We start from the raw sequence: 14,202 nt of genomic DNA on the forward strand, positions 1-14,202 counted from the left end.
AATGGCCAAATGCCGTAAGTCCGTAGACCAGGGTCTTTCCCAGATGTCATTAAGGAGGAACCGATGCATGGCTCCAAGGGTGAATCGTTGAAAAGTCGCAAATTACCTCTTGACAACGGTCACTTCATAACAGCAGTTAGTCATCCGCTTCGTTAGCACATATGAGGCTAAATGCCAAAAGGCACATGGGATATATGTCAAAAATCCCTGGCATGCAAACGGTAAAGGCTCCCCAAGTTGGGGAGCTGTCACGAAGTGACTGAGGGGTTGTACTATCGAACAAATCGAAATTGGGCTTGAAGGTAAACTCATCCCCGGGAGCTCCCGCGACGGGTGAGGGGGAACTGCACAAATGAGGAAAATTTTTCCCGGTGCAGATGAGGGCCGAAGGCAAAATCAAAAACTGCGTCCGAAGGGCGCCACCATCCCGACAATCCCGAATCATCCCCGGAATTCCCGACAACCCCGAAACAAAAGTCATTCCGCCTGCAGTTCCCCTTTCACAATTGTGAACAATCTCCCCTGATGCAGATGAGAGCCGAAGGCAAAATCTAAAAACTGCGCCCGTAGGGCGCCACCTTCCCGAAATCCCAAATCCGCAATCCCCAATCCGATACCTGAAAGCCATTCATCCTGTAGTTATCCTTTCACATATAAGTCATCAAGAAAGGAAAAGATATGATTCAAATCACTGATCTCACCGTGAAATTTCCCGATGGCAGGGGATCTACTCTGACAGCCCTGAAGGTTCCTTCTTTTACCCTGGAAGACCGGGGGCTCACCTGTATTACGGGTCCTTCCGGCACGGGGAAGACCACCTTTCTTCACTGCCTTTCCGGATTACTCACGCCCACGACAGGAGAAATCCGGATAGGGAAAGAAGTCCTCACATCCCTTCCGAAAGAAAAGCGCTGCACCTTCCGGGCGAAGGAAGTGGGCTATGTCTTTCAGAAGCCACTCCTTCTGCCCTATCTGACCGTTTCTGAAAATATCCGCCTTTCCGCCTCCTTTGCAGGCGAAAAAGCCACAGATGAGGAAATTTCAAACCTTCTGGAAGAAGTGAATCTCAAAGGCCTCGAAGACCGCTATCCCGAGACCCTTTCGGGCGGCCAGCAGCAGAGAGTTTCCTTCCTCCGGGCCATCGTGAGAAAACCATCCCTCCTTCTTGCCGATGAACCGACGGCCGCTTTGGACCGGGAAAACGGGGAAAAACTGATGCAGATTCTTCTGGATTATCAGAAAGGGACGGGCTGCTACCTCCTCTGCGCCACCCATGATACCCATGTGATGAGTCTGTTTCCCAAACGCTACGACATGCAGGAAGGAGGCTTCTTATGATTAAACTCGCTTTCCTTTCCCTTGTGAGAAGGCCTCTCCGGCAGTTCCTGCTCTTTCTGCTCATCGTTTTGACTGCAGCAGTTCCTGTTTTTATCCTGCAGGTGACGGGAGGGCTCTATGAAGGCATTAACCGGGCCGTAAGTCCATTCCCGATTCTTGTGGGTGACAAAGGCTCGGCCTACCAGCTGGTGCTGAATACGGTCTTCCTCCGGGACCGTCCTTTGGGAAATATTAAATGGAGCGAAAAAGAAAAACTGGAAGCTTCCGGTAAAGTCCAGGCCGTCTATCCCCTGGGCTTTGGGGATAACTATCGGGGTTTCCGCATTGCCGGCACGGATCCATCCCTCTTCGAATACCGCCCCAACAAAAAAGAAGATCCCTGGCTTTCCCTTTCTGAGGGCAAAATCTTTGCGGCAGACGGAGAAGCAGTCATCGGAAGCGAAACCGCCCGCCTCACGGGACTCAAAGTGGGGGATACTTTCAAATCCATCCACGGCACCGCATCGAAAGGCCATGAACACAAACATCCCTTCCAAGTGACAGGGATTCTGAAACCCACCGGCGGCCCCTATGATACGGCCATCTTTATTTCCATGGAAGACGTCTGGGAAGCCCATGGAGGAGAGAGTGTAAATCCTTCCGACCGTCAGGTCACCACCCTTCTCGTAGTCCCGAAAGGCTACAAAGAAGCCATGCAGCTCCTCTCCGAATACCAGAGAAATAAAGAAGTCCAGATGGTCTTCCCCTCCCAATCCGTCATTTCCCTCTATGCCATGGTGGGCCAGACAAAGAATTTCTGGAAAATCCTGATTTCCTCCATGCTGGGCATATCCCTCTTAATTACCCTCCTCGTCATGTACTGGAGCGGCCTGGGACGAATGAAAGAACTCGCACTCCTCGAAGCCCTGGGCGCAGGAAAGGGAGATATCCGGAAACTCCTTCTCGCCGAAGAAGGCATGCTCCTCTTCGCAGGAAGCCTGGTCGGCTGGCTTTGTGCCTACGGAGCCACTCTGGGAGCAGCCAAAGCTGTTTCCGGCGGAGCAGCCATTACTATGGTGACCACTCCCGACTGGCGGGGATTCCTCATCATTCCGGTCATTACGATTATAGGAATGATCGCAGGACTAGTTCCGGCTGTCATGGTGGGAAAGAAAGATGTGTCGGAGTATTTGTGACATTTTGCGTGACTTCGGTTAGAGGCACATGAGCTGTTCGTGGTCCGTGGCCCGTGATCCGTGTTCCGTGAAGGTGGCGCCCTTTTGGAAATAAGGGGCGCCATTTTTATATGCAGATAATGAATAGAAAAAGAGGTAAACTTTGATTCTGCAAAGTTTGCCTCTTTTAGTGATTTATTTCTGGCGAGAAGAGAAATTTATTTTGCTTCATGCAATACCCTCAAGGGGATCTTTTACAGCTTTTGCACTGTATATTTCTTCCGGCGCTATATCTATGACATCATAGGGATCGCGGTTTCCGGTAAGATCAAAAGCCAATGTATCGTTCATGACGGTCAGTGATTTGCGGAACAGGACTTTATCGAGCAGCGGCTCAAATACAGTGCCCGGTTTCAGCAGGGGGGACATATCATAGAGATGGACACTGCCATCATCGAACCAGGCATATACCTGGTATTCCTTCCCCGCAAGGACCTGTACGACCTGGGGAATGTATTCGGAAATCATACTATTCACCCCTTTACCAGTGGAGAAATCTTTCTTGGCTTTTGTCCGGAACGGACGAGATTCCAGTTCTCCATCAATTCCGCCTCATGCAGGACGCACCAGGCCAGGACGAGTTTTAATTGCTTTCCCGGAAGGAAACCTTTAAATGCGACCTGATTCTGTATATCAATCAACGCACGATATCCGCCATAAGCCGCATGAATATGCGGCGGATTGTGGTCGCTGTAATTAATCGTGATATGAATTCCGAAAAATTCACTGATTTCACGCATTGCACTCCTTCCTTTTCTGTATTATACCATTTTGGAAGAAGCAGTTTCTTAGAATAAATATTTTTCAGAAATGCAGCGAATGGTAAAATCTTCACATCCGGAAAGTTTACAAGTTTTTACAGTTAGTAGTTTCATTGTCAGTAATATAGTATTATTAGAAATAGCAAAGAGGTGAACTTCATGGAAGAAATCAAAGGGACCGTAACGACGGCCATTTCCTATGCAAAAACGATAGACCCGAAAGCCAGGGAACAGATTCAGCGCATGTGCTCGTATGAAGTGACCCGGGGAAGCCGGGTCCGCATCATGCCGGACGTACATTTCGGAAAGGGCTGCACCATCGGAACTACGATGACCATCATTGATAAAGCTGTACCAAACATTGTAGGTGTAGACCTGGGCTGCGGCATGTATACGGTAGATCTGGGAAACCAGCTTATAGATTATGGAAAATTTGATGAAGCGGCTCACTTTGTGCCTTCCGGCTTTAATGTGTGGGACGAAAAGCAGATGGATTTTGATTTAACCCGGCTTTTCTGTTATGAAAAGCTTAGAAAAATAGATCGCATCGGCTGCAGTCTGGGAACCTTGGGTGGGGGCAATCATTTCATTGAAATCGAAGAAAAGAAAAAGGGCGGCCATGTCCTTGTGATTCACTCCGGCAGCCGCAATCTGGGAAAGCAGGTGGCGGAGCTCTATCAGAGAAAAGCTGTGGAACTCATTGCCCGTCAGGGACTTTTCAAGGAAAAAATGGGAGAAATCATTGCCAGATGCAAGGCGGAAGGATGGGAAAAGGACATCCAGCGTGAGATTCAGGCTCTCCGCGCAGAGGAGAAAAAGGTGGACATCCCGGAAGATCTCTGCTATCTATCCGGGAAATATCTGGACATGTACCTTCACGATGTGGCTATCTGCCAGCTTTTTGCCAGACTGAACAGGGAAACCATGGCCAAAGTCCTCCTCGAAAAGACTGGTCTCATCGCAGGGGAGGCTTTTCATACCATTCATAACTATATCGATGTGGATGAACGGATTCTCCGAAAAGGGGCTATCGCTGCCCATCGGGGAGAAAAAGTGCTCATCCCCATCAATATGAGAGATGGCAGTATCCTTGCCATAGGCAAAGGCAATCCCGAATGGAACAACTCCGCGCCTCACGGAGCCGGACGCCTCATGTCCAGAATGCAGGCAAAGAAAACTCTGACGGTAGAAGAATATCAAAAAGAAATGGAAGGCATCTATACCACTTCCGTCAATCAGGGAACCCTCGATGAGGCGCCTATGGCCTATAAATCCATGGACGACATCCTCTCCGTGCTGGACGAAACGGCAGAAGTATTGGAAATCATGAAACCGGTCTATAACTTCAAGGCCGGAGAAGAATAAATTCTCTAAAGTAAAAAGCAGCCGGTTTCACTGCTATGTGAAACCGACTGCTTTTATATTTCCCCAAAGGGAGACTTATCCGAAAAGGACTTCTATTTCCCGTTCTGCCTGATCAATGGTCATTCCGTTAAAGAGAGGGGCATGCTCAAATTTTTCCAGGCATTCCCTTTGTGTATTTCCCCGGAAGTGCCAGGTGGTCAGATAAATTTTATCTTTTGGGTTCGTATTGTCATATTCATCCATATGCAAATCAAGTGAATGGGTTCCTTCAGTAGCCAGGGCCTCCAGAAAATAAAATTTATTTCTGAATACAAATTCCTTCTCCGGCCCGCTCATATTCAGGATATCATTTATAAATTCGTTTATGGAGTTACCTTTCATGTATACCTCACTTCACCCGAGACGAGAAATGATTTGAGCAATTTGGTTTAAGGAAAGTCAACTATTGCAAATTTTGCAACAGTTCAAAAAATCATTTTCAAAATCACATTTTTGTAGTCGTTTTGCTTTTTATGGTCAGAAAAGCATGTTTTTATATCAGAATAGAAAAAGGGAAAAGCTTTAACTTGAAAATCCGATAGATTATTCCCCGAACATATAGTATAATTTTCCCGAGGCAGTCGATCAGGCTTTTTCTCTCCCGTAAGGGGGTGATGCTATGAGCATTTACGAAGCTTTATCACTGATGATTGCATTCGGTTCGCTGATAGCATACATCATGAGAAACAAGTAATTCGTTTCAGGCATTGAAAAAAGCCTTCCAAAGGCTTAGGAGGCTCTCTTCAACTTCAATCGAGAACAGAGGAAGCCATTCCGCGGCCACGGAATGAATCGGCTGCCTCTTTTCTATGACCATTATACCATACTTTTAAGATCTATTGGCCTTATTTTTTATCTCCACTTTCCGGTTTTCCTCAAATGAGACTCGATATTCTCGATTAGAAGCTATGGAAGACGAAAAATAAAATATAAAAAGGGCGCCCATATAAATTTCAAGGCGCCAACCTGCGCGCTCCACGGATCACGGGCCACGGATCACGATTATCAGGAATGACTCTTGACAAATTCCCGCACAGGTGGCTATACTGAGTATAACTTCTAAGGAAAGGAAAGACTATCATGAGACAGGCAGCTTTTGTAAAAGCATACGCAGCCTTTACCTATAGCTATTATGGCTATGGTTATTTTGACGTGCGCTGCCGGGTCTCGGAATCTTTCTAAGTAAGGATTCTAAAAAGGACAGACTCCGGCGAGCCTGTCCTTATTTTTTTAGAGATTAGAAGGAGATTTCATTGCTTTTCCCTGGATTCAGCATGGCCATTGCAGAATTGTAGAAATAGAAACTGGCCGTGAGGGAAAAGTAAAAGCAGAAGCCGGAAGGCAGAGGAGGACTATTATGATTATTGTTATGAAACAGAATGCACCGCTCATTGAAATCGAAAATCTGGAAGCGGAACTGAAGGAGAAAGGTTTCCAGGTAGACCGTTCCAAAGGTTCCAGCAAAGTGGTGCTTGGCCTTGTAGGGGATACATCAGGGCTGGATGAGAGGGATTTCCTCTCCAATGAATGGGTGGACAAGGTCATGCGTGTGCAGGAGCCTTACAAACGGGCGAGCCGCGCCTTCCATCCTCAGGATTCCGTGATTGATGTAGGCGGAGTCAAAGTAGGCGGAAAGAAACTGGTGGTCATGGCAGGACCCTGTTCCATTGAAACTCCCGAGCAGATGGCCATTATTTCCAAATCCGTCAAAGCTTCGGGAGCATCCATGCTTCGCGGCGGCGCTTTCAAACCGAGAACTTCCCCCTACTCCTTCCAGGGCCTTGGTGAAAAAGGACTGGATATGCTCATTTCCGCTGCCAGAAATGTAGACCTTCCTGTAGTTACCGAGCTGATGAGTGCCGATAAAATCGGGACCTTCCTGGAAAAGAAAGTGGACCTCATCCAGATTGGCGCGAGAAATATGCAGAATTTCGACCTTCTGAAAGCCGTGGGCCGTCTCAATGTGCCGGTCCTTTTGAAACGCGGCATGTCTGCCACCATCGAAGAATGGCTCATGAGCGCCGAATACATCATGTCCGAAGGAAATCATAATGTGATCCTCTGCGAAAGAGGCATCCGTACCTTCGAAAAAGCGACCAGAAATACACTGGACCTTTCTGCTGTAGCTGCTGTCAAAAGAATGAGCCATCTTCCGGTCATTGTAGATCCAAGCCATGCGACAGGACGCCGCTGGATGGTAGAATCCATGGCTATGGCTGCCATTGCTGCCGGAGCCGATGGAATCATGTGTGAAGTTCATAACGATCCGGAACACGCCTGGTGTGACGGGGCCGAATCCATTACCCCGGAAACCTTCGATCACCTTATGGGCCGCCTGAAACAGCTGGCTCCTATTGTTGGTCGGGAAATCTGAGAACAGGAAGGAAACTGCGCTTACGCCTGACTTTGAAAAATCGGATTGCGGATTTGGGATTGCGGATTGCGGGAAGGTGTGCCGTTGATGCGGCACAAATATGAATGGGGACTCTGCACAGGCGCAATACCTGTCAATGGAGCTGAAGATTTTTCCTTTTCTCTCTGGGGCAAAGGCCTAAGGCCCGCAGGGCCGATATATGATTGGTTCGCGAAGCGAACCATATCCTTCCCGAAATTCCAAATCCGAAATACCCAATCCGATTTCTTCTTGCGAAGCAGCCATTATATAATATATACATATATAAGGATAACGATTATGGACAGCAATACTCACTTTACCGATCAAACCATCGCCATAGTCGGGCTGGGACTGATGGGAGGTTCTTTTGCTCATCGGTTCCATGCCCTGGGCTGCCATGTCATCGGTCTGAACCGTACGAAATCGGTGGCAGAGACGGCGAAAAATCTTCATCTCGTGGATTCCATCGAAGAAGGAGACCTGAAAAAGGCGGATATCGTCATTTTCTGCACGCCTGCGGAAGCGACGCTTGCCTTTATCCGGGACCATCTGGACCTTTTTAAAGAAGGGGCCGTTCTTACAGATATTGCGGGGGTGAAGAAAGACTTTTCCCGCCGCATCCGCACCTTTATCAGAAAGGACCTGGATTTCGTTTCGGGCCATCCCATGTGCGGAAGGGAAGGGGCGGGCCTTTTCCAGTCAGACGGCGGCATATTTCAAAATGCCAATTACATCCTGATTCCGGAGGAAGGAAATACAGAAGAGCACCTGAAGCTCATTGAAAATATGGCCTATGCCCTGGGCTGCAGTCATGTGGCCATTGTCAGTGCGGAAGAACATGACCGGGCTATCGCTTATACGTCCGATCTGACCCATGTCCTGGCGACTGCGCTGATCAATAGTGATTCTTTCCATGGAAATACGAAGTATTTCACCGGCGGGTCCTTCCGTGATATGACCCGGATTGCGGATATCAATGCCTGGCTCTGGCGGGAACTTTTCCTGGCGAACCGGGAAAAATTACTGGATGAAATCGACCGTTTCTCATCGGCCCTTTCGGAAATCCGCGAGGCTCTGGATGAGAAAGACGGAGAAAGAATAGAAGCATTTTTAGACAAAGCTGGTCAAAGAAAGAGGGCAATGAAGAATGGCAACGGTTAAAGTCAATCTGGGTGAAGATTCCTATGAAATCGAAATCCGGCGGGGACTTCTGGATGAAGTGGGAGAAAAAATCCGGTCCATCACGCCAAAGGCAGAAAAAGTGGCCGTCATCACCGATGACAATGTCTCTCCCCTTTATGGAGCCCGCTTCAAAAAGATTCTGGAAAAATCGGGCTTCGAAGTGCGTATTATTTCCTTCCCTGCCGGCGAGGAAAGCAAGAATCTGGGCACTTTCGGAAATGTCCTGAATGCCCTTGCCGAATTCGATATGTCCCGGAGTGATGTGCTGGTCACCCTTTCCGGCGGAGTCCCGGGAGATCTGGGCGGTTTTGCGGCTTCCGCCTATATGAGAGGAATTCCTTTCTACCAGATTCCGACTTCCATCCTGGCCCAGATTGATTCTTCCGTAGGAGGCAAAGTGGCGGTGGACCTGCCGGGCGGAAAAAATCTGGCTGGTGCCTTTTACCAGCCCAAAGGAGTTTTCATCGACCCGGACCTTCTCGAAACGCTCCCCACCCGCTATGTCCATGACGGCCTGGCAGAAGCTGTGAAATACGGCTGCATCGGGGATGCTGAGCTCTTTGAAATCTTCGAAAACCTGAAAGATCGGGAAGATTTGAAAGCTCATATCGAAGAAATCATCCTTCACTGCGTGCTCCAGAAAGCCAGAGTGGTGGAAGAAGACCAGTTTGATAACGGCGGACGGCAGGTCCTGAATTTCGGGCACACCATCGGACATGGAGTGGAACGGTATTTCAATTATGGAACCTATACCCATGGCGAAGGGGTAGCCATCGGAATGAGTCTTATCACGGCGCAGTCTGAAAAACTGGGCATCACGGAAAAAGGAACGGCTGAAAGGATTCTGAAGGTCCTGAAAAAACTTTCCCTTCCCACCTCCATCGGCATTCCGGCCCACGAACTGATTCCGGAAATCATGCACGATAAAAAGCGCCGGGGCAAAAAGATGACCCTGGTGCTTCTGGAAAAAATCGGGAAATCGAAGCTTCTTACTATTTCCACGGATGAACTTAAGAAGTACATTGTCACCGGGCAGGACTGATTATGGATATTACCATTGAACCAAAACCACTCACAGGGACCCTCCGCATTCCTTCTTCGAAAAGCATGACCCATCGGGAACTGATTGCAGCCGCTTTAGCCGATGGAGAAACAAAAGTGACCGGAGTCACCTGGTCCCAGGATATCGAAGCCACCGTACGGATTCTGTCCCTCTTTGGCGCAGAAATCAGGAAAGAGGAAAGAGAAGATGGTCTCGCCCTTACGATTGACGGGGGACTCAAAAAGCAGCAGGAAATCCTCAAAGCCGATGCCGGTGAATCGGGCTCCACCCTCCGTTTCCTCATTCCTCTGGGCCTTCTGTCAGAAAATCACGTCATTTACACAGGCCGGGGCAGGCTCTCTGAAAGACCTCTCACGCCATACTACGAAATTTTCGACGAAAAGCATATTTCCTATAAAACCGAAGGGGGACTCCCGCTGGAAGTAGAAGGGAAACTCCCTGCCGGTCTCTATGAACTTCCCGGAAACGTTTCTTCCCAGTTTTTCACGGGCCTTCTCTTTGCCCTTCCTCTGGCAGAGGGAGATTCGGTCCTGAAAAGTACCACGAAACTGGAATCGGAAAGCTACGTGGAAATGACCCTGGACACCCTTTCCCGCCACGGGATTACCATCCACAAAAAAGCTTCCGGCCTTTATGAAATCCCCGGGGGCCAGCATTATAGGACCGGCCATTTCCCGGTGGAAGGGGACTATTCCCAGGCTGCCTTCTGGCTGGTAAGCGGCCTTGCCGGCGGGAAAATGACTTTGACCGGCCTTTCTGAGACCTCTCTCCAGGGGGATCAAGCGATTCTTTCCATTCTGGAATCCATGGGCGGTTCTATTTCCAAAGATGGAAATATCATCGCTGAAACTTCAAAAACTCGCGGAACCATCATGGATGCGGAAAATATTCCCGATTTAGTCCCTGCCATTGCCGCTCTGGCTTCGGTCAGCGAAGGGCGGACGGAAATCATTCATGGTGAACGGGTGCGGCTCAAAGAATGTGACCGTCTCCATGCCATGGCTGTGGAACTTTCAAAACTGGGGGCGGATATCAAAGAAAAACCGGACGGCCTCATCATCGAAGGGAAAAAATCCCTGCGCGGCGGCACCGTTTCCTCCTGGAATGACCACCGGATTGCCATGGCTCTTGCCGCCATTTCTCCAAAAATCGAAGGAAACCTCACCATCGAAGGGGCGGAAAGCGTGAAGAAATCCTACCCCCGCTTCTGGGATGATTTTAAGAAAGCAGGAGGGAAACTCCTATGAGTGATATTTTTGGACGGACCCTGAAAGTGGCCATTTTCGGCGAATCCCATGGCCCGGCGATTGGCTGCGTGATTGACGGACTGCCGGCGGGACTTTCCTTTGACTGGGAAGAAATCCGCCGCGAAATGGCACGCCGCGCTCCGGGAAGCTCGAATCTCGCCACACCGCGAAAAGAAAAGGATGCTTTTGAAATCCTTTCGGGCTATTTCAATGACCATACGACCGGGACGGCTCTGGCCATGGAAATACGGAATACCAACCAGCATTCCAAAGATTACAGCGAACTGAAAGTGAAAATGCGCCCGGGCCACGCGGACTATACGGGCCATGTGAAATACGGGGGCTTTAATGATTACCGGGGAGGCGGCCATTTTTCAGGCCGGATCACGGCGCCCCTGACTTTTGCAGGAGCCCTGGCGAAACAGGTCCTCTCCGGGGAAGGCATTTATATCGGCGCCCATGCGGCCGAAATTCATGGCATCAAGGACAGACCTTTTCATCCCATGGGAGAAAGGGCAGAACTTTTCAGGAAACTTTCCCTTTCCAAACTTCCCGTTCTCGATGAAGAAAAAGGAAAAGAAATGGAGGAAGCCATCCTTTCCGCACAGAAAGAAGGAGACTCCGTGGGCGGTATCGTGGAATGCCAGATCTGCGGCCTTCCCGCAGGCCTGGGAGATCCCTTCTTCGATTCCCTGGAAAGTGAACTGGCCCACATGATGTTTTCCGTGCCGGCAGTCAAAGGCATCGAATTTGGCGAAGGTTTTGGATTTGCCGGATTCAAAGGCTCCGAAGCCAATGATGAAATGATTTATGACGAAGGCTGCGTGAAAACGGTGACAAATCACAATGGGGGAATCCTGGGCGGTATTTCCGGCGGAAGCCCCGTCAATTTCCGGCTTGCCGTGAAACCGACAGCCTCCATTGGGAAACGCCAGCACACCGTGGATATTTCCAGAGGAGAAAATACGGATTTGTCTATCGGAGGCCGCCACGATCCCTGCATTATTCCAAGAGCCATTCCGGTCATTGAAGCGGCATCGGCCTTTGTCATTTTAGACAGTCTTCTCACCGACAGGAGCGAAACCTATGGAAGATAAAATTTTACGGGTGGGCTGCTATGGCGCCAAAGGCTCCTACACCTATGAAGCCATGGAGCAGCAGTTTGGCAATCAACCGAGGGAAGAATCCTATTTCCCCCTCTTTGAAGATGTCATGCAGGCAGTCAAAGAAGGAGATATCGATTATGGGGTAGTCCCCATCGAAAACTCCTCTACCGGCGGAATCACCGAAGTCTATGATCTGATCCGGCGTTACAATTGTGCCGTGGTGGGAGAGCAGATTGTCAAAATCGAGCATAACCTGCTCGGCCTTCCGGGGACGAAACTGGAAGACATCGATACCGTCTTCTCCCATCCCCAGGGCTTTGCCCAGTGCCGGCCCTTTTTCAATAAACACAGGAACTGGACCCTGAAACCCTACTTTTCCACCTCCCGGAGCGCGGAAAAAGTGGCGGAAGAAAAGAAGAAAAACCAGGCAGCTGTGGCTTCGAAGACCGCAGCCCGTCTCTATGGTCTCGAAGTGATTGCGGAAAATATTTTTTTCAATTCCAGCAACTACACGAGATTCTTCATCATCGGGCCGAAAATGGAAATCACTGAAAAGTCCGACAAAATCACCCTGGTCCTGGCGGTGCGCCACGAACCGGGCGCCCTGTACCATGTGCTGGGCTATTTCTTCTATGGCGGTATGAATATGACCCATCTGGAATCCCGCCCCATGGAAGGACGGCCTTTCGAATATTTCTTCCACATCGATGTCATGGGACGGCTCGAAGATCCCGCCAATGCCCAGACCCTCCGGGGCCTCCAGTCCATGAGCACCTATTTCCATATCCTTGGCAATTATCCGAGCTTTCATAAGGAGGAAGAATGAGACTGGCACTTCTGGGTGAAGTCCTGGGGCACAGTTTGTCCCCCGTGATTCACCATACACTTTTTGAAATAGAACATATCGACTCCTCCTACGAACTGGAAGAAATAGCAAAGCCCGTTTTCGATTCCGAACTCCGTCATGCCCTCAAAACTTTCGACGGCATGAATGTCACCATCCCTTATAAAGTGGACGTCATTCCCTACCTCGATGAACTTTCTCCGGAAGCAGAAACCATCGGCGCCGTCAATACGATTGCAAAGAAAAAAGGAAAACTCATCGGTTACAATACGGACTACACCGGCTTCAAACGGACCCTTTCCCTGATCGGAGCAGACGTTTCAGGAAAACCGGTCATCGTCCTGGGCCACGGAGGCGCATCAAGAGCGGTCATCCAGTGCCTTTTCGATGAAAAAGCTTCAGGTATCACAGTGATCAGCCGCCATCCCGGAAAAGTGGACGAAGAATTTCTTGAATTCGCAAAGGCAAGAAATGTGGAAATCAAAGGCTACGATTCCCTGACCCGGTCAGGCGAAAAATACCTTCTCGTCAATGCCACCCCCGTCGGCATGTATCCGAAAGTGGGAGTATCCCCGATTTCCTCCGAAGTGGCAGAAACTTTCCCGAAAGTCATCGACATCATTTACAATCCCGAAGAAACACAGCTTCTTCATGACGCAAAAAACGCAGACAAATCAAACGGCATGTACATGCTCGTCATGCAGGCCATGGCAGCTGAAGAAATATGGATGGACCGGGAAATTTCCCCGGAAGTGGCAGCGAAAATCGCAAAGGACATGATGAAATGAAAAATATCGTCTTAATCGGCATGCCGGGAAGCGGCAAAACCACCTTCGGCAGAGCCCTCTCAGAAATCCTTGCCCGAACCTTCATCGATGCCGACGAATACCTGGAAAATAAAGAAAAACGGACCATCAAAAGCTTCTTCGCCGAAAGCGAAAAAGCCTTCCGTGACGCAGAAGAAAGGACAATTCAGGACCTCTCCTCCTGTCAGAACCTCATCATAGCCACCGGCGGAGGAGTCGTTAAAAGAAATCAAAACGTGGAAAGACTCCATCACTCCGGCCTCATCCTTTTCATAGACCGGAAACCGGAGGATATCGTCTCCGACGTGGAAGTGGGCACCCGGCCCCTTTTAGCCGAAGGACCGCAGAAAGTCTATGACCTCTATCAGGAAAGAATCGCACTTTACCGGGATGCAGCCGATGAAATCCTCTCCAATACAGGCAGCGAAAAAGAAGTGCTGGCAGGCCTTATGGAAATCATTCATAAATATCACCTGGACTGAGTACAATCGTGGTCCGCGAAGGTGGGCGCCTTGAAGTTATAAAGGCGCCCTTTTTTATATGGAAACAATCTTCTTCGTATGTTAGAGCCAGCGGCCCATATAAAAAATTGCGCCCGAAAGGGCGCCACCATCCCGATCATCCCGACCATCCCCGATATTCCCGACAATCCCCGATTCAAAAGTCCTCGAAGATATAAGTTTCCATTATATAAACAGCAAAAGTTTAACAAACTTCTAATGATACAAATCGCGTTTTTTGCTACTATATCCGTGAAAGCAAGAAGAGCGAGGCCTCGGGCCGAGTCCCATCCGATCCGCTGAGCGCTCAAAAATTTAAGGCGGATCCGGGGCAAGACCCAC

Annotated in this window: 15 protein-coding genes; 12 read left to right on the forward strand and 3 right to left on the reverse strand. The window is 49.4% G+C overall.

Annotated features, from left to right (window positions below; genetic code table 11):
* Window positions 1–678: 678 nt before the first annotated feature.
* Entirely contained in the window at window positions 679–1,338 is a 660-nt protein-coding gene (locus VZT47_RS06830; RefSeq protein ID WP_330224222.1) for an ABC transporter ATP-binding protein, read from the forward strand.
* Window positions 1,335–2,513, forward strand: coding sequence for an ABC transporter permease (locus tag VZT47_RS06835; RefSeq protein WP_330224223.1), 1,179 nt, complete (start codon window positions 1,335–1,337; stop codon window positions 2,511–2,513). Before VZT47_RS06830 ends, VZT47_RS06835 begins: the two co-directional genes overlap by 4 nt.
* Window positions 2,514–2,720: 207 nt before the next feature.
* Here VZT47_RS06835 and VZT47_RS06840 read toward each other — a convergent pair whose 3' ends face one another.
* Complete coding sequence (locus VZT47_RS06840) at window positions 2,721–3,020, reverse strand: DUF2442 domain-containing protein (RefSeq protein WP_296956638.1); 300 nt, start codon at window positions 3,018–3,020, stop codon at window positions 2,721–2,723.
* A 5-nt stretch (window positions 3,021–3,025) separates the two neighbouring features.
* Window positions 3,026–3,292, reverse strand: coding sequence for a DUF4160 domain-containing protein (locus VZT47_RS06845; RefSeq protein ID WP_330224224.1), 267 nt, complete (start codon window positions 3,290–3,292; stop codon window positions 3,026–3,028).
* A gap of 180 nt (window positions 3,293–3,472) precedes the next feature.
* On the opposite strand from VZT47_RS06845, the gene VZT47_RS06850 reads away from it, so the two are divergent.
* Window positions 3,473–4,678, forward strand: a complete 1,206-nt coding sequence (locus VZT47_RS06850; protein WP_330224225.1) for an RtcB family protein — start codon at window positions 3,473–3,475, stop codon at window positions 4,676–4,678.
* Between the two features lie 75 nt (window positions 4,679–4,753).
* Here the strand turns inward: VZT47_RS06850 and VZT47_RS06855 are convergent, their stop codons facing one another.
* The gene (locus VZT47_RS06855; RefSeq protein ID WP_330224226.1) at window positions 4,754–5,059 is read right to left on the reverse strand and encodes a hypothetical protein; all 306 of its coding nucleotides are present in this window, start codon (window positions 5,057–5,059) and stop codon (window positions 4,754–4,756) included.
* Between the two features lie 277 nt (window positions 5,060–5,336).
* On the opposite strand from VZT47_RS06855, the gene VZT47_RS10750 reads away from it, so the two are divergent.
* From VZT47_RS10750 to VZT47_RS06895, 9 genes are all read left to right on the forward strand, one after another.
* Entirely contained in the window at window positions 5,337–5,411 is a 75-nt protein-coding gene (locus VZT47_RS10750) for a putative holin-like toxin (RefSeq protein ID WP_363916598.1), read from the forward strand.
* A gap of 663 nt (window positions 5,412–6,074) precedes the next feature.
* Window positions 6,075–7,091: a 3-deoxy-7-phosphoheptulonate synthase gene (gene aroF / locus VZT47_RS06860; RefSeq protein WP_330224227.1), complete on the forward strand. Its 1,017-nt coding sequence runs from the start codon at window positions 6,075–6,077 to the stop codon at window positions 7,089–7,091.
* Between the two features lie 318 nt (window positions 7,092–7,409).
* Window positions 7,410–8,273, forward strand: a complete 864-nt coding sequence (locus VZT47_RS06865; RefSeq protein ID WP_330224228.1) for a prephenate dehydrogenase — start codon at window positions 7,410–7,412, stop codon at window positions 8,271–8,273.
* A complete protein-coding gene (aroB, locus tag VZT47_RS06870) occupies window positions 8,260–9,336 on the forward strand; it encodes a 3-dehydroquinate synthase (protein ID WP_330224229.1) in 1,077 nt (358 codons plus the stop codon). Before VZT47_RS06865 ends, aroB begins: the two co-directional genes overlap by 14 nt.
* Window positions 9,337–9,338: 2 nt before the next feature.
* Window positions 9,339–10,604, forward strand: a complete 1,266-nt coding sequence (gene aroA / locus VZT47_RS06875) for a 3-phosphoshikimate 1-carboxyvinyltransferase (RefSeq protein ID WP_330224230.1) — start codon at window positions 9,339–9,341, stop codon at window positions 10,602–10,604.
* On the forward strand, window positions 10,601–11,701 hold the full coding sequence (aroC, locus tag VZT47_RS06880) for a chorismate synthase (RefSeq protein ID WP_330224231.1): 1,101 nt from the start codon (window positions 10,601–10,603) through the stop codon (window positions 11,699–11,701). Before aroA ends, aroC begins: the two co-directional genes overlap by 4 nt.
* The gene (gene pheA, locus VZT47_RS06885) at window positions 11,691–12,536 is read left to right on the forward strand and encodes a prephenate dehydratase (protein ID WP_330224232.1); all 846 of its coding nucleotides are present in this window, start codon (window positions 11,691–11,693) and stop codon (window positions 12,534–12,536) included. The genes aroC and pheA overlap by 11 nt, the downstream gene beginning before the upstream one ends.
* Window positions 12,533–13,342 (forward strand): shikimate dehydrogenase family protein, encoded by an 810-nt coding sequence (locus VZT47_RS06890; RefSeq protein WP_330224233.1) that lies wholly within the window; start codon window positions 12,533–12,535, stop codon window positions 13,340–13,342. Before pheA ends, VZT47_RS06890 begins: the two co-directional genes overlap by 4 nt.
* On the forward strand, window positions 13,339–13,842 hold the full coding sequence (locus VZT47_RS06895) for a shikimate kinase (protein WP_330224234.1): 504 nt from the start codon (window positions 13,339–13,341) through the stop codon (window positions 13,840–13,842). The genes VZT47_RS06890 and VZT47_RS06895 overlap by 4 nt, the downstream gene beginning before the upstream one ends.
* Window positions 13,843–14,202 lie beyond the last annotated feature (360 nt).

Source organism: Dialister sp. (assembly GCF_036343215.1).
GTDB lineage: Bacteria > Bacillota > Negativicutes > Veillonellales > Dialisteraceae > Dialister.